The organism is Nocardia coubleae NBRC 108252, assembly GCF_001612805.1.
In the GTDB taxonomy this organism is placed as follows: Bacteria; Actinomycetota; Actinomycetes; order Mycobacteriales; family Mycobacteriaceae; genus Nocardia; species Nocardia coubleae.
In genome coordinates this window covers 197,637-220,687 of the sequence record NZ_BDBD01000018.1, presented here as the reverse complement: position 1 = coordinate 220,687, position 23,051 = coordinate 197,637, and the positions used below count along the sequence as shown (strand labels likewise).

The 23,051-nt window shown below is 66.3% G+C and carries 22 protein-coding genes and 2 pseudogenes; 15 read left to right on the top strand and 9 right to left on the bottom strand.

The genetic code is table 11. The features are described from left to right. The first annotated feature begins 22 nt into the window (after positions 1–22). From NCO8_RS18130 to NCO8_RS32545, 5 genes are all read left to right on the top strand, one after another. Positions 23–1,000, top strand: a complete 978-nt coding sequence (locus NCO8_RS18130; protein ID WP_067641600.1) for an ABC transporter substrate-binding protein — start codon at positions 23–25, stop codon at positions 998–1,000. 27 nt (positions 1,001–1,027) lie between these two features. Next, the gene (locus NCO8_RS18125) at positions 1,028–2,377 is read left to right on the top strand and encodes a SagB family peptide dehydrogenase (RefSeq protein WP_067641119.1); all 1,350 of its coding nucleotides are present in this window, start codon (positions 1,028–1,030) and stop codon (positions 2,375–2,377) included. Positions 2,378–2,472: 95 nt separating this feature from the next. After that, positions 2,473–2,976, top strand: a complete 504-nt coding sequence (locus NCO8_RS18120) for a YbaB/EbfC family nucleoid-associated protein (protein WP_067641117.1) — start codon at positions 2,473–2,475, stop codon at positions 2,974–2,976. Further along, on the top strand, positions 2,973–3,293 hold the full coding sequence (locus NCO8_RS18115) for a WXG100 family type VII secretion target (protein ID WP_067641115.1): 321 nt from the start codon (positions 2,973–2,975) through the stop codon (positions 3,291–3,293). The genes NCO8_RS18120 and NCO8_RS18115 overlap by 4 nt, the downstream gene beginning before the upstream one ends. Further along, positions 3,293–4,300 carry a WXG100-like domain-containing protein gene (locus tag NCO8_RS32545; protein WP_067641113.1) on the top strand — a complete coding sequence of 336 codons (1,008 nt, stop codon included), beginning with the start codon at positions 3,293–3,295 and terminating at the stop codon, positions 4,298–4,300. The genes NCO8_RS18115 and NCO8_RS32545 overlap by 1 nt, the downstream gene beginning before the upstream one ends. A gap of 499 nt (positions 4,301–4,799) precedes the next feature. On the opposite strand, the gene NCO8_RS32540 is transcribed toward NCO8_RS32545, so the two are convergent. Beyond that, the gene (locus NCO8_RS32540; RefSeq protein WP_245655409.1) at positions 4,800–5,336 is read right to left on the bottom strand and encodes an SUKH-4 family immunity protein; all 537 of its coding nucleotides are present in this window, start codon (positions 5,334–5,336) and stop codon (positions 4,800–4,802) included. 103 nt (positions 5,337–5,439) lie between these two features. Continuing rightward, positions 5,440–5,823 (bottom strand): annotated as a pseudogene (locus tag NCO8_RS32905) (toxin glutamine deamidase domain-containing protein); the annotation flags it as partial. 63 nt (positions 5,824–5,886) lie between these two features. Here NCO8_RS32905 and NCO8_RS32535 point away from each other — a divergent pair. After that, the gene (locus NCO8_RS32535; protein WP_067641109.1) at positions 5,887–6,225 is read left to right on the top strand and encodes a hypothetical protein; all 339 of its coding nucleotides are present in this window, start codon (positions 5,887–5,889) and stop codon (positions 6,223–6,225) included. Positions 6,226–6,761: 536 nt separating this feature from the next. Here NCO8_RS32535 and NCO8_RS32530 read toward each other — a convergent pair. The 3 genes and pseudogenes from NCO8_RS32530 to NCO8_RS32900 all read right to left on the bottom strand — a co-directional run. Next, entirely contained in the window at positions 6,762–7,148 is a 387-nt protein-coding gene (locus NCO8_RS32530; RefSeq protein ID WP_245655408.1) for a hypothetical protein, read from the bottom strand. Between the two features lie 174 nt (positions 7,149–7,322). Then, on the bottom strand, positions 7,323–7,853 hold the full coding sequence (locus NCO8_RS32525; RefSeq protein ID WP_245655407.1) for a hypothetical protein: 531 nt from the start codon (positions 7,851–7,853) through the stop codon (positions 7,323–7,325). A gap of 100 nt (positions 7,854–7,953) precedes the next feature. Continuing rightward, positions 7,954–8,622 (bottom strand): annotated as a pseudogene (locus tag NCO8_RS32900) (toxin glutamine deamidase domain-containing protein); the annotation flags it as partial. Between NCO8_RS32900 and NCO8_RS32520 the strand changes: the two are divergent. The 8 genes from NCO8_RS32520 to NCO8_RS18045 all read left to right on the top strand — a co-directional run bounded on the left by NCO8_RS32520 (position 8,623) and on the right by NCO8_RS18045 (position 15,701). After that, positions 8,623–8,979 (top strand): hypothetical protein, encoded by a 357-nt coding sequence (locus tag NCO8_RS32520; protein WP_067641101.1) that lies wholly within the window; start codon positions 8,623–8,625, stop codon positions 8,977–8,979. Positions 8,980–10,030: 1,051 nt separating this feature from the next. Continuing rightward, positions 10,031–10,354, top strand: a complete 324-nt coding sequence (locus NCO8_RS31410) for a hypothetical protein (RefSeq protein ID WP_157104961.1) — start codon at positions 10,031–10,033, stop codon at positions 10,352–10,354. A 516-nt stretch (positions 10,355–10,870) separates the two neighbouring features. Then, positions 10,871–11,266 carry an IQM protein middle domain-containing protein gene (locus NCO8_RS31405; protein WP_157104960.1) on the top strand — a complete coding sequence of 132 codons (396 nt, stop codon included), beginning with the start codon at positions 10,871–10,873 and terminating at the stop codon, positions 11,264–11,266. Positions 11,267–11,280: 14 nt separating this feature from the next. After that, positions 11,281–12,372, top strand: coding sequence for an IQM protein middle domain-containing protein (locus NCO8_RS18065; RefSeq protein ID WP_157104959.1), 1,092 nt, complete (start codon positions 11,281–11,283; stop codon positions 12,370–12,372). Between the two features lie 219 nt (positions 12,373–12,591). Then, positions 12,592–13,140, top strand: coding sequence for a DUF3558 domain-containing protein (locus NCO8_RS18060; RefSeq protein WP_157104958.1), 549 nt, complete (start codon positions 12,592–12,594; stop codon positions 13,138–13,140). A 19-nt stretch (positions 13,141–13,159) separates the two neighbouring features. Beyond that, positions 13,160–13,552 carry a hypothetical protein gene (locus NCO8_RS18055; protein ID WP_067641090.1) on the top strand — a complete coding sequence of 131 codons (393 nt, stop codon included), beginning with the start codon at positions 13,160–13,162 and terminating at the stop codon, positions 13,550–13,552. 74 nt (positions 13,553–13,626) lie between these two features. Further along, positions 13,627–14,931, top strand: a complete 1,305-nt coding sequence (locus tag NCO8_RS31400) for a PPE domain-containing protein (RefSeq protein WP_167353300.1) — start codon at positions 13,627–13,629, stop codon at positions 14,929–14,931. Then, the gene (locus tag NCO8_RS18045) at positions 14,928–15,701 is read left to right on the top strand and encodes an ESX secretion-associated protein EspG (RefSeq protein WP_067641085.1); all 774 of its coding nucleotides are present in this window, start codon (positions 14,928–14,930) and stop codon (positions 15,699–15,701) included. Before NCO8_RS31400 ends, NCO8_RS18045 begins: the two co-directional genes overlap by 4 nt. A gap of 56 nt (positions 15,702–15,757) precedes the next feature. Here the strand turns inward: NCO8_RS18045 and NCO8_RS18040 are convergent, their stop codons facing one another. Together NCO8_RS18040 and NCO8_RS18035 are read right to left on the bottom strand one after the other, a co-directional pair. Further along, on the bottom strand, positions 15,758–16,462 hold the full coding sequence (locus tag NCO8_RS18040) for a histidine phosphatase family protein (protein ID WP_067491109.1): 705 nt from the start codon (positions 16,460–16,462) through the stop codon (positions 15,758–15,760). A 115-nt stretch (positions 16,463–16,577) separates the two neighbouring features. After that, positions 16,578–17,198 carry a DUF998 domain-containing protein gene (locus NCO8_RS18035; RefSeq protein WP_167353299.1) on the bottom strand — a complete coding sequence of 207 codons (621 nt, stop codon included), beginning with the start codon at positions 17,196–17,198 and terminating at the stop codon, positions 16,578–16,580. A gap of 55 nt (positions 17,199–17,253) precedes the next feature. On the opposite strand from NCO8_RS18035, the gene NCO8_RS18030 reads away from it, so the two are divergent. Beyond that, a complete protein-coding gene (locus tag NCO8_RS18030; protein WP_210740436.1) occupies positions 17,254–17,955 on the top strand; it encodes a TetR/AcrR family transcriptional regulator in 702 nt (233 codons plus the stop codon). Between the two features lies 1 nt (position 17,956). Here NCO8_RS18030 and NCO8_RS18025 read toward each other — a convergent pair whose 3' ends face one another. Together NCO8_RS18025 and NCO8_RS18020 are read right to left on the bottom strand one after the other, a co-directional pair. After that, positions 17,957–18,289, bottom strand: coding sequence for a VOC family protein (locus NCO8_RS18025; protein ID WP_067491115.1), 333 nt, complete (start codon positions 18,287–18,289; stop codon positions 17,957–17,959). Between the two features lie 144 nt (positions 18,290–18,433). Next, the gene (locus NCO8_RS18020) at positions 18,434–23,032 is read right to left on the bottom strand and encodes a non-ribosomal peptide synthetase (protein ID WP_067641079.1); all 4,599 of its coding nucleotides are present in this window, start codon (positions 23,030–23,032) and stop codon (positions 18,434–18,436) included. Positions 23,033–23,051 lie beyond the last annotated feature (19 nt).

Sequence of the window (23,051 nt, the reverse complement as noted above, 5' to 3'; positions counted from 1 at the left end):
CTGCTCGATGGAGGATGCGCTCATGACGTCAGTTCGGACTTCACGCGGCTGGCGGCGCGCCGCGGTGGCCGCGCTCGCCGGTGCGCTCGCCTTCGGTGTCGTCGCCTGTGGTTCCACCGAGGACGAGGCGGGCTCGGGCGAAGCGGTGACCATCACCCACGCCCGCGGCGAGACCACCGTCACCGGGACGCCGAAAAAGATTGTCGCCCTCGGCAATCAGTGGCTCGATTCCACGCTGGCGCTCGGCGTGGTGCCCGTCGGCTACATCGACAACGTCTCCGCGCTGTCAAAGAGCACCCCGCCGTGGACGCCCGACAGCCTGAAGTCCGCGACCGCGCTCAACACCCAGGGCAGCGTCGCCGAGCAGGTCGCCGCGCTGGAACCCGATCTCATCCTGGCCGACCCGTTCATCGCCGATCAGAAGACCTACGACGACCTGTCGAAGGTGGCGCCGACCATTCCCGCGCTCACCAAGGACGCCGTCACGCCGTGGCAGGACCAGGTCACGGCCCTCGGCAAGGTGCTGCACAAGGAGTCCGACGCGACCGCGACGATCAAGAAGGTCGACGACAAGATCGCCGCCATCACCGCCGCCAACCCGGGCCTGAAGGGCAAGACCTTCGCCAGCACCTGGCTGGCCAGCCCCGCCCAGCTGATGGTGCTCACCGACCCCAACGACGGTTCGGCCAAGGTGTTCACCCAGCTCGGCATGTCGATTCCGGCGAACCTCACCGCGCAGCCCGCCAACCAGGGCCGGCTGGCGTTGTCGCCGGAGCGCGTCGACGAGCTCACCGCCGATCTGCTGCTGGCCGGCTACTCCCCCGGTCTCGACGAGAAGTACCGCCAGCTGCCGGGTTACGCGGAGCTGCCGTCGGTGCGCAAGGGTTCGGTGGTGTTCCTGACCACGCAGGAGATCAGCGCGATCAACCAGCCGACCGCCCTGTCGGTGCCCTACATGCTCGACAAACTCGAACCCGCGTTCGCCGCCGCCGCGAAATAAGCTCCACCCACAACTCGAGGATTCACCGTGCTTGCCTCCCCATATCCCGCCCAGACTCGGTTCGCCCTCCGCGCAGGTGTCACCTGTTTGACCACGCCGGCCGGTGCGGTGCTGCTCAATCCGCCGCGCAACGAGAAGCTGACCGGTCTGGGCGCGGGGGCACTGCAGGCACTGAAAACCCTGAACCAGGGCCCGGCGACGGCCGCCGAGATGGCGACCGCGGCCGCCGGTGACGACATCACCGGCCTGATGCGCAAGCTCACCGACGGCGGCTGGCTCGCGGTGACCGTGCGCGACGGCGGCCGCGATCTCTACAGCATCCGCCCGTTCGCCCAGCCCGCGCCCCGGCCCGAGGTCGCGCTGCCGACCTGGTCGGCCACGCTGTCGAAGTTCGCCGTGCTGCACCGCGACGCACAGGGTTTCGTGCTCGAGCATCCGCGCTCGTGGTGCGATCTGCGCATCCACGATCCGCGCCTGCTCGCCCTGCTCGACGGTCCGCTCGCCGCCGACTCGCCGGTGGCCGCCGCGGTGAAGACGCAGTTCATGGCGGACCTGCAGTGGTGCGGATTCCTCGTCGACGGTGACGAGGAGGAGCACGAGTTCACCACCCGTTCCTGGAACGCGCCCGACCTGTGGTTCCACCGGCGCAGCACGCTCGGCGCCCGCACGGTCACCTGGGACGATTTCGGGCCGACCCGCTGGGCCGAGGGCAAGTTCCCCGAATTGCCCGCTCGCCGAGCACCTTTCGCCGGTGACCCGATCTTCCTCCCCAAGCCCGACCTGGTCGCGCTTCGTGTCGGCGACCCGAGCCTGTCGGCCGCCCTCGAGGACCGCGTCTCCACCCGGGCCTTCGACGACAGCGCCCCCGTCACCGCCGCCCAGCTGGGCGAACTGCTCTTCCGCAGCGCCCGCACCCGCGAGGACGGCTCCCGCCCCTACCCCTCCGGCGGCGGCGCCTACGAGCTCGAGGTCTACCCCGTGGTGCGCAATGTGGCAGGCCTGGAAAGCGGGCTGTACCACTACGATTCGGTCGACCACGCCCTGCGTCACGTGGCCACCTTCGACTCCCCCGCCGTCCAGAAACTGGTGAAGTCCACCTCGGCCACTCTGGCCGGTGGCGCGGAACCCCAAGTGGTCCTGCTGGTTTCGGCCCGCGCGGGCCGGGTGATGTGGAGCTACGAACAGGTCGCCTACGCCAACATTCTCAAGCACGTCGGCGTCTTCATGCAGACCGTCTACCTCTCGGCCACCGCCATGAACCTCGGCGTAGTCGCCCAGGGCTTCTCCGACACCTCCGCCTTCGCCACCGCCACCGGCATCGATGAACTCGAGGAGTGCAACGTCGGCAGCATCATCGTCGGCTCGCCTGCCCGCTGAGAAACTTCGTGTGAGAGCTACGTCACAAGATGCAACCCGCGGCGCGGGGAGTGCGTCCAACCAATCGACGTGCTTTCTAGCGGAGCGAGGGTTTCATGAACGACGACTGGTCGGCGCCGACTCGTGCGGAGAACAACGCCCTGCGTGCACAGATCGATTCGATGCTCGAGATGTTCGCGTCGGAGAAGTCGGCGCTGCTCGGAATGCAGGCGCGTGCGACCGAACTGGTGAGCGTGTGGTCCGAGGACGGACTGGTGCGCGCTTCGGGAAACATCGCCGGGGTGTCCGAGGTACACATCGAGCCCGACGCCTTCAAACGGTCCACCCCTGAATCCCTCGGCCGCTCCGTCACCGAAGCCCTCGGCGAGCTCGCCCGGCAGACCGCCCGCACCCAGGAAGAGGCACTGAGCCCGATCTCCGCAGCCATGCCCGACCTGTCCGACCTGGTTCCCGGCGCACCGAGCATCAAAGAACTGATGGCCCAGCTCGCCCCGCCCACACCACCGAAACCGGAACCGGTTGCCGAGGCGCCGCGCGGTCTCGTCGACGATGAAGACGACGAAGACGGCTACTTCCGCAACCGCAACTACCTGCGATGAGTTCGCTGAACGTCGACCCCGACGGCCTCCGCAACACCCAGCCGGCCTTCACGTCGGTCGCCTCGACCATCACGACAGCGGCTCAGCAGCTGGCTGCGGTGATCGCGGCCGAAGGTGAATGCTGGGGTGGAGACGAGATCGGCGCCGCGTTCGCCAAGAACTACACGCCCGGCGTCGAGCCGGGACAGCAGGCGATCACCGGCCTGGCCACCGTGATGACGCAACTGGGCACCAATATGGTGACCATCGCCGACACATTCCAGAACCAGGACACCGGCCACGCCGGGCAGATCGCCCAGGCCGAGGGCGCCCTGTAATGGGCATCGAGATCCCCGACGAACTGCAATGGGTCGCCAAGTACATCCTCGGCGCCGGTGACTGGCCCGATGGCGACGAAACCGCCATGCGCCGCGTCGCCGACGGGTGGACTGCGGTCGCCAACACTCTCGACACCGTCGATGACGCGGCCGCGCTGGCGCTGAACGCCGCGCTGACCGCGATCTCCGAAGGTGAAACCCACACCGCCATAGCGACTTTCCGCGACAAGCTGCTGTCCGGGGACCAGGCGACGATGACGGCCGTCCGCAAATGGTGCGAAACACAGGCCACGCTGCTCGAAGACGGTGCCAACGATATCGAGCACACCAAGTTGGTGATCATCGGAACGATGATCGTCACGGCGGTCGAACTCTCCGTGGCGCTGGCGACATCCTGGACGGGTGTGGGTGCGGTCGCCGGTGTCGCCGCGCGCGTCGCAGGCCAGATCGCGGTGCGCATGGCGATCAAACAACTCATCGCCCGCATGCTCACCCGAGGTGCCGCCAAAGCCGCGGCTCGACTCGCCTTGCGCGGCGCCGCTTTCGAAGCACTGGAAGAGGGCGGTGTCGATCTGGCGGCCCGCCTGATCCAGGTCTCCAACGGCGACCGCACCGCCGACAAGTTCGGCTGGACCGACCTCGGTCTTGCTACTTTCGGTGGTGCCGTCGGAGGCGCGGTCGGCGGCGTATTGGGCGGCGGCACAGGCGCTCTCGCCGACACGGCAGGCTCCACTGTCGGCAAACTCGCGGGAAAGGTCGTCGGCGGAACCGTCACCGAGCTGGGTGCCGACATCTCTGCTCAAGCCGCGGCCGCCGGGGTCGGTGCCGCCTTCCTCGGCCAGGAATTCAACCTCGACATCGGTGTCGACACATTCACCAGTGCCGGTGGGAACGGGGAGTTCGGCTGGGACACTGTCGCCGAAGCGTGGCCAACGGGCGGGTCGGTGAGCCACGGTGGTGTGGGAGGTGCACAAGTTGCCCGATCTATGGCGCTGCTGAGCTGCTGAAGGTCATGCGGCGAAAGCTGCTCGCCCCCGGGTTCGAGGCCCAATTGCGCACGCAGGTGAGCTGTGACCTCGCTCATGTCGGCTTCAGGAGTGATCGTGCCGGGCAGGCCTGAATTGTCTACCCGCAGTTCCATATCAGCCGCACTTGAGTTCGCCACCGGAACGAGATCGGCCATGACCCAGTCGCCGTTCGCGAACTGACCGCCGCCATTGAAATGGAGGTCGACGGCTAGCTGAAGCCGCGCGTGGAGAGCCGCGAGCACCGCAGGATCGACGCCCCTGGCATCCATGCGGAGGCCGATTCGAAGTACAGAGACGGGGGTGTCGAAAGCGCTGACGTGCCGAGCCCAGGTGAAACGTCTGCCGCTTTCGACAACTGGCTGAACACCACCATCCGGCCGCCGTGTTCGCAGACTGGCACGCGCCGCACGCGCTCGGTTCGCGTTCTGAATTTGCTGCGGTGTGGGTGTGGCGGAGGCGGCCGTGAATTGTTGGCCCGCTACTCCTCGATCGTCCCCTCCGCGGGCCAGGTTCCCGTGGTACGGCTCTTCATGGATGCCCACGATGTCACCAGTGCTGAGACCCGATCCGTGGGTCGGTGGCGGATCGGATTCTTGGTGATCTCGACTTCCTGGGTGATCCCCGGGTCGTCCGGTGCTTCCAGGAACGTCAGGTCGACCCGGTACACGATGGTGTTCGGTTCCTCCGAGATTCGTGTCAGGTGGATTCGGCGCTGTTTCGGATATACCTGATAGCCCTGGGGCGGTAGGCCCGCTTCCGTTGTCTGGTCGAATTCCTCGCCGATCGATGTCATGCCCATGCTCGAGTGCGCCGTGATCACCCCGGTGTGCTTGTTGATCACGAAACTCCCTCGGCCGAGGGTCGGCATCTGCTGGCGTGAAGTGCTGTCCTGGGAGCTCATCTCGCGGCATACCCAGCCGTGGTTGCTCTCCAAGATGCTGAACGTCTTCTCCGGGCCGAAGGCTTGGGCCAGCAACTGTCGGGCCTGTTCCCTGTCCGGCACTGGTTGCGCCATTGTTCGATCCTCCATTGTTCGCGTCGATGGGTATGCACCACATCGCCCCGGCATCCTCGAGCAGGGCAGGCGGGGGTACGTCGGACGTTTCGCCTGATTGAGGGTCCCACCAGACCGGCCCGGCCGCGCCAGGTGGAAACACGATGACGGTCGCGTGTCCTTCTTCGATGACCGGTGTTCCATCGGGGTTGTACCGTCGGGCGCCGTTCTGGTCCCGCGCGTGCCAACCCGTGGCGACCAAGGCTGCCGAGCCGGGGCCGAGGGTGGCGATGTAGTTGTGCAGCGCCTGGTATTGCGCGACGACCGGCATACCCGAAATGCCCGAGTACGAGACCCAATCACGGCCGAGCCATGTTGCGGCGCGCTCGTTGCCGTCTTCCTCACCACTGCGCGAATCCGGTGTTCCGTCATCGTTTACGTCTGGCCAACGAGGTGCCGAAACACGGGGAAGACCGAAGAACGAAGACAATGCCGACAGGGAGCAGTCGAGGCAATTGTTTCCCCGCCCGGGCTCTTCCCTGCCTCCGTCATTGATCGCTTGCCCATACGGGTGGGTGCGCGGATCGGCCCCGGTGACGAAGGAATTGCCGTCGCGAAGAAGGTCTTCGACCTCGCTCTGGTACGCGGAGTCTTCGATGTCATCGAGATGGTTGTGATCGACGACCCGGGAATCCGCCGGGTCGGAGAAGGGCGTCGGCGTGTTGGCGCGTGCGATGTCGTTGCTGATTTCCCGGAGGTCATCAGGGCTCAACATTGTTCCGGGTGGACTGGGGAACAGTCCGATGTGCTCGCGGAGGATGTTGGCCTGGCGATTCGGGTGCTGGGCCGAATCCAACTCGAGGTCTGCGTCTTGCGGATCGGTGGTGAACTCCAGGTCGACGAGCAGTAGATCTCCACTCAACAGTCGGGACCCGTTGTTGAAGGTGACATCCACCCGCGCCTGGATACTTTCCATCGCCTGCCGCAGGTCGGCAGGCGACATCAGGTGTGCGTTGGGGATGTGGGCGCGGATGGTGGCGACGGCGACCCATTGGTTTCCGCCGAGGTGGAAGCGGCGGATGCGATAGGCGGGTGGGCGCTGGATGAATGGGCTGCGGTTGGCGTCGACCGGAACCGTATGTCCGTCCTGAGACGGCAATCCTCGAAGAGACTCGCGAAGAGCACGGGCGGACTGATTCGTGCTTGTCGCCGTGGTTGGGCTGATTGCAGGCAATGGAGTCTGCCCGAACGCCGGTTGATCGTTCGGGGGATGCGACGGCGTCGGGCTCGTCCCGAGCGACTGCTGCGGTACCGGCGACGGTTGGCCCGGTGGGGTCGTCGCCGACGGGCTCGTGGCGCCGTGTACGTCGCCGGCGGGCGAGGATTCCCGCGGAGTCGGAGATTCGACTGCACCCGGTGGCTGTGTGGTCGCGTCGCGTGACCCCGCTAGACCTCGAACGTCTCCGTTGTCGGCCACGCGCCGTGGCGTTCCCGGCTCCACGCCGCTCGGGCGGCCACCATCGGTGCCAGTGGTGTGTACGGCGTGGTTTCCAAGGTTGTCTTGTTGATCGTCAGATGCAGGCCCTCGGTCGTCGGAGGTGATGTTGCCATCGACTCGACCGTCACCCGGTACTCGATCGCGTCGGGGCCCTCCCGGATCCGGTTGAGCGTCAACCGGTTCAGCGGCGGGTAGACCTGCTCGGCTTGGAGCGGCCTCTCGTCCTCGATCGCCGTGTCGTACATCTGCCCGATCGTTTCCAGCGCCAAGCTCGACTGCGCGGTGACTACCCCGGTCGTCTTGTCCACTGCGTAGCTCGCCAGGCCGAGACCCATTCCCTCCTCGATCTCCTTCGGAGTCGGAATCTGGCGACAAATCCACGCGTGACGGCTCTCGACTACCGTGAATTCCTGGGTCGGAAAGATCTGAGCCAGGTACGCCCGCAGTTGTTCCGTTGTGCGAAGTTGTGGCGGCTGCATCGGACGCTCCCTGCTGGTCGACCGTGCTTGTTACCGGTCGATCGTTTCCTCCGTCGGCCAGGATCCCGTTGTTCTGCTGAGCATCTCGGCCCACGCCGTGGCCTGCGACAGTGGTCCACCGCTCGGCTGGAAGTGCAGGGTTTCCTTGTCGATCGTGATCAGGTCCATCGTCGGCGGGTTGTCCGGGTTCTCCAGCTCCGTCACTTGGACCTGATACTGGACCGTTTGTGGGTCCTCGAAGGTCTTCAATAGATGAATTCGATGGAGCGGGGGATATACCCGGCTGCCCTGCACCGGTTGGCCCGTTTCGATCGCCTGGTCGAACTCCTCCCCGATCAGGTCCGGCGGCAGGCTCCGATGCGCCGTGATCACCCCGGTGTGTTTGTTCAGGACGTAGTTCCCCTGCCCGAGTCCCATCCCCTGCGACGTCTCTTCCGCCGTCAAGATCCCACGGCCCACCCAGCCGTGTTTGGACTCCACTACCCAGAACTCCCGATTCGGGCCGAAGACCTTGGCCAGCAGTTGTCGGGCCCGTTCCAGAGTGGGAACTTGTTCCGGCATGGTGCATTCCTCCATTGGCATCGACCGGATAGAAGTGCAGTGCCACCGATCTCGCAACCATCGCGGGAGGTGGAGTGTCAAAAGTTTGGCCGGACTGCGGATCCCACCATACCGGGCCGCTCGCGCCGGGCGGGTAGACGATTACGGTGGCGTGAGCACCATCGATCTCCGGCGAACCGTCCGGGTTGAATTGCGGAATTCCGTTTTTGTAGGCCTGCCAGGTGTTGATCAGGAGCGCAGAGGAACCTGGGCCCATTGCCGCGACGTGATCGTGTAGAGCCTGGAACTGCGCCGGAATCGGCACACCTCCGAAGTGGAGCGGCGTCTCGCCGAGCCATGCGGCCGCGCGCGCGGTTCCGCCGACTTCGCCGTTGCGGTCGTCCCGAGTGCCGTCGGGAAGGGAGTCCGGCCACCGCGGGGCCGATACCTGGGGGACACCGTAGAACGAAGACAGTGCCGACAGCGAGCAGTCGAGACAGTTGTTGCTTCGGCCGGGAACGTGGGGTCCACCGTCGTTGACCAGCCGCCCGTACTGATTTGTGCGTGGATCGGCGCCCACGACAAAGGAATTGCCGTTGCGGAGCTGATCTTCGACGTCGTGCTGATATGTCGCCTGCTCGACAGGCTCGAGACGATTCGGGCCGTGTACCCGGGTATCGGAAGGGTTCGGGAAGCGAGCCGGGGTGTTGGCTCTCGCGATGTCGTTACTGATCGAGCGCAGGTCGTCGGGACTCAGCGGTGAATTCGGCGCGCTCGGCGGTAGCCCCATGTGCTCGCGCAGACTGTTGGCGAGGTCGTAGGCGTGCTGTTGGGTATTGACGCGGAGATCGGCGGTATTCGGGTCGGTGGTGAAATCGATGTCCACCAGGAATTGGTCGCCGCCGAGGAGCGTCTGCGCGTGGTTGAAGGTGGCGTCTATCGCGGCCTGGGCGTATTCCATCTCGACCTGCAACTCGCCAGGCGTCATCAGGTGTGCGTTGGGGATGTAGGCGCGAATGGTGGCGACCGAGACCCAGCGGGGGCCGACCTGGAACCTACGAATTCGGTACGAAGGGCGGGGCGTGGCCGGCGTTGTGCCCGCCGCTACCGGAGTGGTCCGGCCGTCATGTGGTGGCTGGTTGCGTAATGCCTCGCGGAGCGGACGGGCATCAGGGCTGTGTCCAGGATCGGGCAGGTGATTCTGCGTGACCGCGCTGGGGGTCGGAGTTGTTGTCGTGGGGGTACTTCGTGGTGATTCCTGCTCAGCGGCGGAGGGGAGCGTGCTGTCCGGCTGTCGGCTGTCCACCTCGGGCGAAGGCGCCGGGGCGGAAATTTCGGCCGTTGTTCGACTCGTCGGTGACGGCGTAGTTGGTGCGGCGGGGCGACTGGGCGTCCCGAGGAGTGCTCCGACGGGCTCGTTCTGTGGAGCCGGACGGGACGAAGGCGTCGGGACCGACTTCTGGGTGGTCGGGGTGGTGGAGGGCGGTGTCGTCGAGCCGTGGGTAGGCGGCGTTGACACAGTCGGTTGATTGGTCGCCGCACTCGGGGGTGTTGTGGTTCCGGGCTGAGTGGTCGGCGCAGTGGCGGGTTGTGAACTGGAAGTGGTTGTGGCCGACGATGTTTCGCTGGACGCGGGTGCGGTGGTGGGGTTAGCGGTCGGTAGCTGGGTGGTGCTGCCGACGGCTGTCGGTACCGAGGCGGGGACGGTAGTGGTCGGCGTTTGCTGGGGTGCCGACTCGGAGACTGTGCTCGGAGGTGGAGTGTTCGGATTCTGTTGCGCAGTTGGCGGGACGGTTGTCTCGGAATCCGGAACGACGGTCGTGGGTGACTGTTGGGGTGGAAGGTCGAGGGTGGAGGTGTCGGTGGTGAGCAGCGTGGACTGAGCCGGCGCGTCCGGAGCGGTGGTGGACGGCGGGTCTGACGGAGGGGCGTCGTCGTTGGTAGGTGTGCCGTTGTCGGGAGTCGGATCGCCTGTCGTCTCCGTGGCAGGTGTTGGTGGTGCATCGGCGATGGGATTCGACTGAGGTTCTTCCACAGTCGGCGGATTGGTAGCCGGAGACGAATTATCCGTGATCCCTGGTTCATTGGTGTTCAGCCCGGCTGAGGGTAGGTCCCCATCCGAAGGGCGGGAGGCGCTGGAGTCCGGGTCGGTGGTGACCGGGGTCTCGGGCGCGGCGGTGGCGGCGGGATCGGTACCTGTGGCAGGCACGGAAACGCCGGTGTCGGCTGGGGCGGATGTCGCGGGTTCGCCGGTGGCGGCTGGGGCAGTCTGGGCGGGATCGCCGGCGGCGGGTGCCGATGTTGCCGGGTCGCCGGTGGCTGCCGGGGCGTTGTTGTCGGCTGGTGCGGACGTAGACGGTGAGCCGTTGCCGGGAGCGGATGTCGAGGGGTCGCCGGTAGAGGCGGGCGCGGTGGCGGCGGGAGTCTCGGGCGTCGCGGCGGGTGCGGTGGTTGCGGTGGTTGCGGCGGGGGAGGTGGCGGCGGGGATACCGGTGCCGAGGTCGGGGACGGTGGGTGCCTGACCGGGAGAGGAACCGCCGGATTCGAGGGCGGTTTGGACACCGCCGGCATCTCTAACCCCGCCAGATTCCCGTGCACCCGAGTCGATTCCGGCTGCACGCCAGCCACCGCATTCGACGGCGAGCGGTAGTGCGCCCCGATGGCCCGCCGGCGACGGGCCGGATCAGACTTCGCGATGGATTCCGGACGGCCAGTCCTGGGGTATGGCCAGTCCCGCTCAATCACCACCGGCGGCCGGCCGACGACCGCTCTGGCGAAGGATCCTCGGGCTGCCACCGCGTACTCCCACACCGGCCGCACCCGTACAACAGCCCAATCCGACGCCCACACCAGCGGTCGTTCCAGCACCCGCTCCACCACAGCACCACAACGACGATCACCGATCACAGTCGATCGAGGAGCAACTCGGTTCGACGGCTTACCGACCGCGACCTCCGTTCGAAACCCGCGATATGCAGAACACATACCGCGGCGAACACCTCCCGGGAAACAGCATTTGGACATCGCCGCCTTCGCACGTGGACTACCTGGATGAAAACAGACGTCAAGCATTTCGCATCGAAATCCGAGGTGGACGTCTCTACAATTCGAACGGCGAACTGTTCGATACCAGAGCTGGACATTCGGTCTGGGGCGGATCCGGTCGCGCAATATTCGCGATGGACGAACACGGCAACCTGTATGCTGCACTCGAACACGCGCCCGGCGAGTTCCATCATTCCAGCTTTCTCGCCGGAGCGCCGGTCGCGGCGGCAGGCGAACTTGTCGTTGTCAACGGAGTAGTTCAGCAACTGACCGACTCCAGCGGTCATTATCGACCCGAACGAGGCCACACCTTGCAGGCCGTCAATCACCTGCGAGCATTGGGAGTTCAGCTCACTGCAGCGCAGATACGGCTCGAGGCACCGCGGTGATGAAAGGAATGTGGATGGATTACTGGGACGGAATCGTCCAGCGAATATTCTATCGAATCCAGTTCGAGCCCGAGCTCAGCGAAGAACTGGCGAGCAGAATCGCTGAAGCGCTGGTACTCGAACCCATCGAATACCTCACCGCCGAGATGGAGTACGAATCTCTGGCAGGCGGGCTCAACGACGGAAAACCCCTGCCCACACTTGTTCCGATGCGCCAGACCGAACCACAGCTGCGCGACTTCATCGGCCGAGTGGTAGCACACCTGGATTCGACCCGCCCCTGGCCGACACCTGCCTTCACCAAGCTGCCTGCAGAGTATCTGGCCGAATTTGAGAATTCCCGCCCCATCGCCCGGCTCGCCCTGACCGTCGACGAAGTGTCAGCACGCCTGGCTCGAAGATTCAGTCACGACAGTGACGACGGCCCATTTCTGCTGCTGAAAATGCGCTCGGGAGAAGTCATCGGCATGTTCTCTCCATATTGGGACGACAGCACCGATGTCGTTGTCTACAGCGCCGACTCGAATCGCGATGCCACCGATATCCTCCGCGAACTCACCGACACCGGGCGGCTCGAACCGGAACGAATCTTCGTGCTCACCGCCGAATCAGCCCAGCAAAGCGCTGGGCGATACGAGACCACGAGCATTATTCCAGCATTTCACGGTGAGAGCGAACCCGGGAATACTGTATGGGAGGGCACTCATGTGGACTACCTCGACGATACTGCGCGACGCGAGTTCCGCCTCTTCGGCTACGACGGCCTACTTCATGACAGCAAAGGCGACTTGTTCGACACGTCGGCTGCGAAAACGCTATGGACCCCCGGCGGCGGGCGGGCAATATTCGTCATGGACCGCAATGGCGCCCTGTATTCGGCACCCTTTCACCTTCTCGGCAGATTCCACCATTCCAGTTTTCTGGCGGGGGCGCCGGTAGGGGGTGCGGGAGAGATCGAGGCAAAAGCCGGCGTAGTGCGCCTGATCAGTGACCACAGCACTCATTACCAGCCGACTCGAAAATACACTCGGCAAGTCTTGGACAGTCTTCGCCGTCAAGGTGTGGACACGACACCGATCGTAATCGAGCACCATTCGGCCGAGTAATGAACTGAGCGCCCACCGCGAGCTTCGGGCCCCCCGATCCGCTCGTCGCGTGGGCGGCTGGCCGGAACTGTGACCGGCGTGAAGGCCGATGGACACGACTGGCCCCGGCGGCGGTTCGAATCCGGGGAACCGGATGGGGGTGGGTTGCGTCTAAGTTTGTAGTGGCGGGATGCTGCTGTGGGCTATCAGGGTAGGAGTGCTGTGCGTAGCGTTGGGGTGATGCGGGCCGTGGTGTGTGGCGCGGTCGGGGCGGCGGTGCTGGCCGGGTGTGGGGAGAGCACTGAGGGGTCGGCCGGGCCTACTACGACCGTGCGGGATCCGGACACGATCGAAGTGTTCAACCCGTGCCGGGGGGCGTTGTCGGATGAGGTGCTGCGGAGTGTGGGGCTGGACCCGGCGACGAAGAACATCACTACGGATCCACCGACCGGGGTCTCAGCTTGGCGCGTATGCAATTGGGCACCGATCGGAGACCAAACCAGCACCGGTCGGCGCCGAGTCGCGCTGTTCTCGACGAGCTTCACCCTTGATGAGGCGCGCAAGAAGGAGAGCTTGACCATCCTTGGGGAGACCCGAGTCAACGGTCGTCCCGGCTTGATATCTCAGGAGCGGAACGACCCTGACGGGTGCTACGTCTCTTTCGACGCCCAACAGGGCATGTTCGAGGTCAAAGTCGGCTGGCTCAGCACTGAAGGGCCACGGGTTGGTAACACGTGCGAGATGGCCGCCGGCTACGCGGCAGCGCTCGAGCCCCATCTGCCGAAGTAGCGGGATCGGAGGAAATACTATGGCGCAAGATCACGCCACCTACTGGCGGAACATGAAGTCTCAAGCCATCAGTGGCGAATTCAAGCTCGATGAGGACCTCGGTCAGGCCATCGCCGATGTGGTCAGCCAATACATCTCTGATCTCGAAATTCAGAAGTTCGAGGCGGCAAACCTCCAGCACCTCACCGGCTGGGGATCCCTCCCCTCCGCCGCCGCCATCCGCGGCAAATTCGAGAACAAGGCAGTAGCCGGCGGCTCACACGACCCTGACGACTCCGCCGTGAAACGCCTGGATCAGCACATCGCCATCGCCCGCGACCAGCGCGACGCCTTCCTCGCTGCCATCGGCAGACTGCAGGCCGTCGATCAGCAGTCCGCGGGCGCGATCGGCAATGCGGGGGCGAGTATCTGATGGGCTTCTGGGACGACATGGGGACCTTCGGCGAATTCGTCGGCCATGTCGGCACTCTGGGCATTTTTAAAGTCATGGACAACCATGACCGGTCCGACAACGCCGACAACGAGCGCAGCAGGCTCGACACCGAAGGCAAGCAGGTGTGGGAGGGCGACCGGACCATCATCGGCGACGAGTGGGCGCGGTTGCGTGCGGGCGCGGATGTCACCATGCAGGAGGCTGCGGTGAAGGAACCCGAGCCGTTCAGCGCCTGGCCCCATCAGCGGATCTGGGAGGCCTTGCAGGGCAAGGACGGTCAGGGCGGGGTCGATGCCGGGCAGATCAATGCGACGGCCGACGGTTGGCGTCGGCTCACCACCGGCACCGAAACCGCTGTCACCAACTACCGCACCAACTTCGAACGGGTCTTGACCGAAAAGTGGTCCGGTGCTTCGGGTTCTGCGGCGATCGAGGCGGTGAAGAGTTACACCACCGAGGCGGCCAAACTGCCGACCACCTTCCAGATGGTCGCCAACGGTATCGACTACATGGAAGGCCTTCTAGGACAAGCGAAGATCGCCATTCCGAAGCCGGAAGAGGTGAGCGCCTTCGACGAGTTCGTCGGCCATATCCCCGGCAACGGTGTGGTCAAGGCCGCTCAGCATCGGGCGAACGAAGCGGAGGCAGACGCTCAGCTGTTCATGATCGGCACCTATCAGCCAGGTGCGCTTACCGTCGACAAACAAACACCGGTGCTGCCGCTCCCCCAGAACAATGTCACGGATCCGGGCGGCGGAGTGCCGGGTGACGGTTCGACGGGAGATGCGAACGGCGGGGGCAACAACACCGACAACGGTGGCGGCGCGTCGACGAATCCTGCTGGTACACCCGAGAATCCGACTGCCGAGACACCGCAGTCGACCACTCCCGGCGATGATCAAGAGGACGACAACACAGACGACGACTCGACCAGCCCGGCAAGCACCGAGTCACCGGCCACAACGCCTGCTACGACGCCGACGACGACACCGGCCACACCCGGCGACAGCAAACTCGGGTCTCCTGGCACCGGGTCTCCCGGCTCAGGATCGCCGGGATCGGGGTCGCCCGGCTCGGGCGTGCCCGGTGGTGCCGGAGTACCAGCCGCGGGACGCTCCGTCGCGGGAACACCCGGAGCCGCGGGGGCGCAGAACTCCGGCGCTCGCGCGGGGGCGTCGGCGGCGGGTGCGCGCGGTATGAGCGGGATGCCCGGCATGATGGGCGGCGGCGGAAGAGGCGGTGGGCGTGACGACGAGAACGAGCACACCACTCCGGATTATCTCATCCATGATCGCGAGCACGAACTCATCGGGCAGCTGCCGCCGACGCTGCCGCCGGGCGGGGTGATCGGCGCATGAGCCGACCCCAAGCACCGACCCTTGATCACACCTGGGTGCTCGATCCACATGCCTTCGCCATCGGGCTGGAAGCGCACGGTCGGGATCGGATGCCGTATCCGCTGACCTTTCGGCCCGAGTTCGCCGAGACCATGGAAATTCACCAGCAGCGGCGGGAAGCTGCCGGGCACAGGTTGGCCCAGGTGTACGACGCGGTTCTGGACAGGGTGTTCCGGGCCGTTCTCGAGCCCGAGGTCCGGGTGGAGATCCAGGGCTTACACGGGTCGGGCCAGGCCGAGGTCGTGCGCGTTTATGCGGGCATCGTCGAGGATCACGCGGCGTTGGCCGTTCAGGCCACGGGGCCGACGCGCGAGCAAGGCGGCGACATCACGCTCTCCGTTGTCCCGCTGGCCGACCTGGCAGCGGCGATCGTCGCGAAACTGCCACGCCTGCACGGTGGTTCGACACAGCGTTTCGAGGGCAGGCGCAGCGATCTAGAGACGGCGACCTTCGCTCGCCACCCCACCCGCCTGTCCCCGGTCGAGCACACGCAACGCTTCTTCCGGCGCCCCCGAATCGGCACGGGCGAGATCACCGTTTTCCCTGGGTTCCAGGTCGATTCCCGGCCCACTTCCGACGGCAAGGCGTTCCTCTGGCTCGACTACCCCGACGACGGCCGCTACCTCCTGCAACACCACGACACCGACAATTTCACGGTGATCCCCGGCCCACCCGCCGAGTTGGAGCATCGCCTCTCCAGGCACATAGCCATCTTCACCGATCGCAGATGAACCTTTACCGTCGATCGGATTCGACGCGGCGGGTGTAGCCGTGGGGCCTGCGCGTGTCAGGCAGCGGGAGTGCCGTCCCAGGTGACGAGTTTCCAGCCCTTGGCGGGGCTGCCCTTGACGATTACGCGGCCGGTGTTGCGAATGGGGTCGGACTGGAGTTTGGTCATGTCGGGGTTGCTGACGGTCATGAGGGTCCAGACCATGATGGAGCCGCCGTGGGAGAAGATCGTGGCGCGCTTGTTGCCGCGGTCCTGGATGTCCTGGATCGAGTCGTCCATGCGCTTTTTGAATTCGTGGCCGTTGATCGAGCCGGGGATGCGGGCGTCGAGGTTGCCCTGCATCCACTGGACCGGTGCGGCGAAGTAGTTCGCCATCGCGTCCTTCTCGGGTGTGCCTTCGTAGATTCCGGCTTCGATTTCGTGGAAGCCCTCCTCGACGACAACGGGGCGGTCGCACAGTTCCGAGGTGGGCAGTGCGGTTTGCTGTGTCCGCACCATTGTCGAGGCGTAGACGCCGTCGAACTTGCAGTCGGCCAGGCGCAGCGCGGCCGCGGCGGCTTGTTCCCAGCCTTTGTCGGTGAGGTCGGGGCCGGGGACGGACGTGTCGATCAGGCCTGATGCGTTGCCGGCCGATTCGGCGTGGCGGACGAAGGTGAGGGTCATTTCACCTGTCTGCGGTGCGGCGGCCGCACTACCGCCGCCGGCGGTGATCATGGCAACCGCGGCGATGACCACGGACAGACGTGACGCGATCTGGGGCATAGGGACTCCTCGAGTAACCGGTGTGGGCCCACGCTGGTGCATGAATGCGACCCGTTCCGGGACGGTAGGTTCGCACCAGACCGGTCGCCACGTCGTCTCCCGATGAACGGGCACGTTATCTACTTTTCGCGAGGACCCGGTAGACGAACACGAATTGCCAGAGGCCGATGAACAGCGTCGGGAGGCGTTCGTAGAAACCGGCCGACGATTGGCCGCCGACCGGTGTCGATTCCACGGCGGCGAAGAAGGCTCCGACCGCTGCTATCGAGAACACGGCGGTGGCGATGGAGAAGACCGACCACAGGCGGGAGCGGCGGGTGACAGCGGCGAGGGCCGCCACGGGGAAGGCCGTGAAGACGACAAGTGCGCCGAGGTTGTGGATGCCGCCGGTCGCGGTGACGACCGTCGGGGCGCCTTCGGGGAAACCGAGCACCGGGTCGGTGGGGAAGAATCCGATGACGATCAGTCCGGCGGCGGCGACCAGCAGGGCGAGGTACCCGGCGGTGCGCAGGGACGCGGTGCGGCGGAGCCCTTCGGCGAAGAGCACCGTCAGGACGCCGTAGAGGACGAAGTTGCTGTTCTGGATCCAGCCGTGGGAAGCCAGGCTGAGGGCGCTGATGGTGTCGTGGGAGGAGTCGTAGCCGGCCTGGAGTGCGCCGTTGATCAGGTAGCCGAGGACGAAGACGGCCGGACCGAAGGCGCCCGCCACCAGCAGATGTGTACTGCGTATGCTCACAGATACAAAGTACACATTTCGTGCGTACTAAGTACACATCAGGAGTGGAACAGGCGTGACTTCTCTCTGGGAACGGCTCACAGAAGGCGACCGGAACGCCGGTAAACCCTTGTCCGCCAGACGAATTGCCGAGACCGCGGTGGCGGTGGCCGACGTCGACGGGCTCGACGCCATCACGATGCGCCGGCTCGCCACGGAGCTCGGGGTGGCGCCGATGGCTGCCTACCGGCATGTGGCGAGCAAGGACGAGGTGCTGGAACTGATGGTCGACCTCGTCTACGGCGAGGTCGAATACGCGGCCGGCGACGGCTGGCGCGCGACGCTACGTGAGCTGGCGACGGCTCTTCAGGCGCTGATCCTGCGGCACCCCTGGCTCACCCGGCTCACCGCACCGGAGCTCGTTTACGAACTCACACCCAACCGCATGGCTCTGACCGAGTACGCCTTGACCGCGCTCCACGACGACCTCGGTCTCGACCTCGACACGGCGATGGCAGCCGCGCGAACGGTTTTCGCGTATGTGCTGGGTGCGACCGGCGCCGAGATCGGCCTACGCGCGCTCATGGACGATCGCGGCTGGACCACCGGCGCACAGGCACGCACCGGTCTGTCCACCCAGATGACCTGGCTGCTCGGCACCGGCCGCTATCCGACCTTCGAGCGCTATGTGCACCAGGCCCGTCGCAAGGACGACCTGCGCTGGCAGTTCGACACCGGCCTCGAGCAGGTACTCGACGGCATCGAAGCGCGTCGGTGACCTACTTCCCGCGCAGGCCGAAGGGGTTGCCGTCGGGATCGGCCAGCGTGCAGATGCGGAGGTCGGGGGCAACTGTCTGCGGGCCCGATTTCTCGGTGGCTCCTGCGGCGAGCAGGGCGTTTCGGGTGGCGTCGAGGTCGTCGACATCGGTCATCGCGACCGGTCCGGTGGCGCGGTCGCCCTGGGGGTTGAGGCTGATCTCGAAGCCGTTGACGTTGTAACCGACGTAGTAGGGCTGGTCGGTGTGGGGTTGGCCGTAGAGGGCCGTATAGACCTTTTTGGCAGCTTCCAGGTCGGAGACGGGAATGACGACGGCGCCGATGGCGGGACTCATGGTGCTTCCTTCCGAAGAACAGCGGGACTGCGTCGAATGGAAAACGGTCGAGAACCAGCGTAACCAGCGATAACGCCGAACAGGCGGATCCATCGCGGGGGGCATGCCGGACGCGGGCAGGCGAGGCTGCCCGCGTCCAGGTGCTCAGAGAGCGGCGGCCAGGGTTTGCACAGCCAGGCTCCACAGGTCGGCGAAACGGTTGGCCTGTGCTTCGGTGAACAGGGCGGTGCTCCAGCGGAAGTTGGTCGTCAGGGCGGGGCCGGCGGGGGTGGTGCCGATGCCGGCGATGACGTCTACCGCGTAGCGCAGGGGTAGATCGGGTTCGGGGTCGAGTGGGAGGGCGGTGTCGTGGGCGCCGACCAGCAGAGACCACGGGTCGGTGTTGTTGCCGCTGAGGTCTATTCGGCCGAGGTAGTTGAATTCGACCTGGGGTTCGGCGGCGTTGCGGAGTTCGGGGACCCGGTCGACGTAGCGGAGCAGGCCGTAATCGAGTCCCTGGTTGGGAATTTCACGAATATGCCGAGTGACGGCGTCGAGCAGTGACCGCGCGGCGGCCGGATCGGCTTGGGCGCGTGCGACATCCACGCACTGGTCGCCGACGCCGAGGCGGACGGGGAACACGCTGGTGAACCAGCCGAGGGTGTTGGCGGTGTCGGTGCCGAGTTCGGCGTCGGCGCGGCCGTGGCCCTCGAGGGCGATCAAAGCGCCTGCGGCCGGGTCGTTTCCGTTGTTCGCGTGCAGCGAGGCCATGGTCATGGTGAGGGCGGTGAGCAGGAATTCGCGGACGCCCTCGTCCTTGCCGATGCGGTCGAGGAGGCGCTGGGTCACCTCGACGGGGGTGGCGACGGTGTTCACGCGCAGACTCGACCAGGTGTCGGACGCGGGGGCGGGGTGCCGGGAACCGAGGGGCGCGTCGGGTCGGCGCACCTGGGCCGCCCAATAGTCGCGCTGGGCAAGCACTTCCGGCGTGCTGGCGCGCTGCCACATGGCCTCGGACCACTGCCGGTAGGAGGTGAACTCCGGGAGCATCTTCGGGGCGACGCCGGACTGGATCTGCTGCCAGGCGGCGGCGAGACCGTCGATCATGATGTGCCAGGACACCACGTCGACAGCCAGGTGGTGCACCGCGAGCAAAAGGATGTCGCCGGGATCGCCATCAGTGTCGTCCCCGGAATTCTTCGGGTCGCCCGAGCTCTGGTCGACTTCCGACGAGCCCGGTGCACCCGCGAACCACACCGCGCGCACCATCTCCCCCGACCTCGGGTCGATCGCGTCGTTGGCGATACGCGCGTATTCCGTGATGACGGAATCCAGTTCGGAACCGGCGAGTCCACGCGGCGCTTCGATCACTACGTCGCCCGCGGCAACGACACCGGGCGCGCGGGTGAGCAGGCGCGGACCATCGGGCGTATCGGTGAGCACGGCACGCAGGGTGTCGTGTGCGTCGAGGAGGGCTTGGAGCGTGGACTCCAGGCCGGCACGGTCGATTCCGGCGGGCAGGCGGAGCAGGGCGGTCTGGGTGAAGCGGCGGTAGTTGCCGTACTCGTACATCCACGACACCACCGGAAGCGGCGGAACCACACCGTAGGAGTCGGCGCCCGCTTCGGCGGCGGCGGGTGCGTCGTCGACGGCGGCGGCGAGTTCACGGATGGTCGGGCAGGCCAGGACCATGCGCGGGTTGAGGGCGAGGCCTCGTCGGCGGGCCTTGTTCACCAGGGAGATGGCGACGATGGAGTCGACACCGAGTTCGTAGAAGTCGGCGTCGATACCGGGGGCGCGGCCGTCGAAGAGTTCGGCGAAGACCTCGCTCAGCGCGATCTCGGTCGGCGTCTCGGCGGCGGCATTGCTGTCGGCCGACGAAAGCGCTTGTTCGGCGAGCTCGTTCAGCGCGTGCCCGTCGAGTTTGCCGTTGACGTTCACCGGCAACCGGTCGAGGACGACGATGCGCGCGGGAATCATATACGCGGGCAGGCGCTGCGCGAGGTCGGCACGCACCCGGCTCACCACGACGGCACGTCCGGCCTTGCCGACGACGAAGCCGACCAGCGACGCGCCACCGGCACGACGGACCACGGTGACGGCGGCGGTGTCGATATCGGCCGAGCGGCGCAGCGCGGTCTCGATCTCGCCGACCTCGATGCGGTACCCGCGCACCTTCACCTGCGCGTCGGCGCGGCCGAGGTACCCGAAGCGACCGCCCGGCAGGCGGCGGACGAGGTCACCGGTGCGGTACATGCGCTGCCCCGGGCGGGCCGGGTCGGCGACGAACCGGTCGGCGGTGATGGCGGGTTTGCCCAGGTAGCCGCGGGCCAGCTGCACGCCGGACAGGTACAGCTCGCCGACGATCCCCTGCGGAACCGGGCGCAAGCGGGAGTCGAGCACGTAGCCGACCATCCCGCCGTTGGCGGTGCCGATCGTCGGGATTTCCGAGGTGGCGACCGGGGCGACGACGGCTTCGACGGTCGTCTCGGTCGGCCCGTAGCAGTTGTACACAGCCGTCCCCGGGAGCGCGCGCAAACGTGCCCACAGGGCGGTGTCGATGGCCTCACCGCCGAGAGCGAGGACGGGCAGCTCACGATCGAGCAAGCCCGCCGCGGCGAGCTGGGCCAGCATCGAGGGGGTCGTGTCGATCATGTCGATGTCGAATTCGGCCATGCCCGACACGATTCGGTGTGCGTCGCGCATCTCGTCGGCATCGAAGAGATGCAGGGCCTGGCCCGCGAAGAAGCCGACCATCGGCTGCCAGGAAGCATCGAACCCGAGCGACCAGGCGTGCGCGATGCGCAGCGGGCGGCCGAGTTTCGCCATCGCCGGGCGGTAGAACCGCTCGAGATGGTCGGCGAAGTACCCGGCCAGCGCGGCGTTCGTGCCGACGACACCCTTGGGCTCGCCCGTGGAGCCGGAGGTGAAGATGATGTAGGCGGCGTGGTCGAGTTCGCGGCGGACAACGGGGGCTTGCGCGGGGCGGTTCGCGATCCGGTCGACAACCTCGGCGTCGTCCAACGTGAGCACCGCGGCGCCGGAGCCCGCGATCCCGTCGAGCAGGTGACGATCCTTGCCGAGGACGACGGCGAGCACCGGGTTCGACTGGCGCAGAATCGATTCGATGCGACCGGCGGGCAAGCTGATGTCGACCGGGACGTAGGCCGCACCGGCGGCGAACGTGGCAAGAATGGCCACGATCGCATCGGTGCCGCGCGGAAGCATCAGGGCGACAACGGTTTCCGGGCCGACACCGTGGGCGGCGAACTCGGCGCCCAGGCGGCAGGCCTTGTCGTACAGCTCGCGGTAAGCGAAATGTTCGCCCGAGGTGGCCGTGAGGGCGGTGGCGTCCGGGGTCGCGGCAGCCTGCTGCTCGAACAGTTCCCAGGGTGTGGACGAGGGCGCGGACACGAGCTCTGCGGCAGCACTGGCCAGTTCGGCATGCTCGACGGGTGTGAGCAGATCGATGGCGTCGAGGGACGCCTCGGCGTCGAGTGTGGGCAGGGTGCGAAGGATGGTGACCAGACGGGCGCCGAGGTCGGCGGGGTCGAGGTGGCCGAGCAAGGCGGGCACCGCCTCGACGAGGACGAGCAGTTCACCCTCACTCATGTGCGAGACCACCGTGAGCGGGTAGTGGGCGAGACTTTCCATCTCGATGGGCCGGAACTGGGCACCGTCGGCGGCGGTGACGGTCTTGATCGCGTCGTCGATGGGGGCGTTCTCGAACACGAACAGGGTGTCGAACAGGGCGCCGTGACCGGCCGCGCGCTGCAGGGTCGACAGGCTCAAGTAGCCGATATCGCGCATGGTCGACGAATCACGTTGCAGCCGAGCACATTGCGCGACGACCGGTTCGGTCGACTCGAGCCGGTGCACGACGGGGACGGTGTTGATGAACAGCCCGACCATGCCCTCGACACCGGCCAGCTTCTCCGGGCGGCCGCTGATGGTGGTGCCGTATACGACATCCGTGCGGTCGGCGATCCGGCCGAGCAGCACTGTCCAGGCGAACTGCACGGCGGTATTGAGCGTCATGCCGTTGGCGCGCGCCCACTGTTGCAGAGCTTCGGTCTCGCCGGCGGACAGGCGAAGTCGCGTGGTCTCGGGGACCGAGGAATCGCGCGCACCGGTACCGTCGGCCAGCACCAGCGGCGCACTTACCTGACCCAGGTACTCGGCCCAGCGGCTCGCGGCCGCGTCGTGGTCCTGGGCGCCGAGCCAGCCGATGTAGTCGCGGTACGGGCGCGGGGCGGGCAACCCGTCGAGACTGCCGCCCGCCTGGTACACCGCGAGCAGTTCGGTGAAGAACACCGCGACCGCCCAGCCGTCCATCAGGATGTGGTGGGCGGTGAGGATCATCCGCTTGCGTGGCTGCGGGGCGTCGGTGACGTTCAGCAACAGGATTCGCAGGGCCGGACCACGGCTCAGGGTGAACGGAACCCGCCGCTCCGACTCGGCGATGGAGTCGAATTCCGCTGTCACCGCGTCACGTTCGGCCCAGGGCAGCTCGGCGCGGGACGGGATGATCTGCACCGGCTTGGGTACATCGGTGTCCCAGAACGCGGCCCGCAGGTTCGGGTGACGGTCGAGCATGGCCTGGGCGCTGCGGCGCAGCAGGGCGGTGTCCAGCGGGCCGTCGATGTCGACGACGAACTGCATCGTGTAGAGGTCGATCTCGGTCCCGGCCATCCGCGACAGGGAGAACAACCCCTCCTGCAGGGGGCTCAACGCGAGTACGTCTTCGATCTGCGGCGCACTCATGCTGCGTCCTTTCCTAGTG

Bases quoted from the DNA above. Each gene is read 5' to 3' on its own strand.
- NCO8_RS18130 (WP_067641600.1), top strand. From the start codon at position 23: ATGACGTCAGTTCGGACTTCACGCGGCTGGCGGCGCGCCGCGGTGGCC.
- NCO8_RS18120 (WP_067641117.1), top strand. From the start codon at position 2,473: ATGAACGACGACTGGTCGGCGCCGACTCGTGCGGAGAACAACGCCCTG.
- NCO8_RS18115 (WP_067641115.1), top strand. From the start codon at position 2,973: ATGAGTTCGCTGAACGTCGACCCCGACGGCCTCCGCAACACCCAGCCG.
- NCO8_RS32545 (WP_067641113.1), top strand. From the start codon at position 3,293: ATGGGCATCGAGATCCCCGACGAACTGCAATGGGTCGCCAAGTACATC.
- NCO8_RS32540 (WP_245655409.1), bottom strand. From the start codon at position 5,336: ATGGCGCAACCAGTGCCGGACAGGGAACAGGCCCGACAGTTGCTGGCC.
- NCO8_RS32530 (WP_245655408.1), bottom strand. From the start codon at position 7,148: ATGGGTCTCGGCCTGGCGAGCTACGCAGTGGACAAGACGACCGGGGTA.
- NCO8_RS32525 (WP_245655407.1), bottom strand. From the start codon at position 7,853: ATGCCGGAACAAGTTCCCACTCTGGAACGGGCCCGACAACTGCTGGCC.
- NCO8_RS18065 (WP_157104959.1), top strand. From the start codon at position 11,281: ATGGATTACTGGGACGGAATCGTCCAGCGAATATTCTATCGAATCCAG.
- NCO8_RS18060 (WP_157104958.1), top strand. From the start codon at position 12,592: ATGCGGGCCGTGGTGTGTGGCGCGGTCGGGGCGGCGGTGCTGGCCGGG.
- NCO8_RS18055 (WP_067641090.1), top strand. From the start codon at position 13,160: ATGGCGCAAGATCACGCCACCTACTGGCGGAACATGAAGTCTCAAGCC.
- NCO8_RS31400 (WP_167353300.1), top strand. From the start codon at position 13,627: ATGGACAACCATGACCGGTCCGACAACGCCGACAACGAGCGCAGCAGG.
- NCO8_RS18045 (WP_067641085.1), top strand. From the start codon at position 14,928: ATGAGCCGACCCCAAGCACCGACCCTTGATCACACCTGGGTGCTCGAT.
- NCO8_RS18040 (WP_067491109.1), bottom strand. From the start codon at position 16,462: ATGCCCCAGATCGCGTCACGTCTGTCCGTGGTCATCGCCGCGGTTGCC.
- NCO8_RS18025 (WP_067491115.1), bottom strand. From the start codon at position 18,289: ATGAGTCCCGCCATCGGCGCCGTCGTCATTCCCGTCTCCGACCTGGAA.
- NCO8_RS18020 (WP_067641079.1), bottom strand. From the start codon at position 23,032: ATGAGTGCGCCGCAGATCGAAGACGTACTCGCGTTGAGCCCCCTGCAG.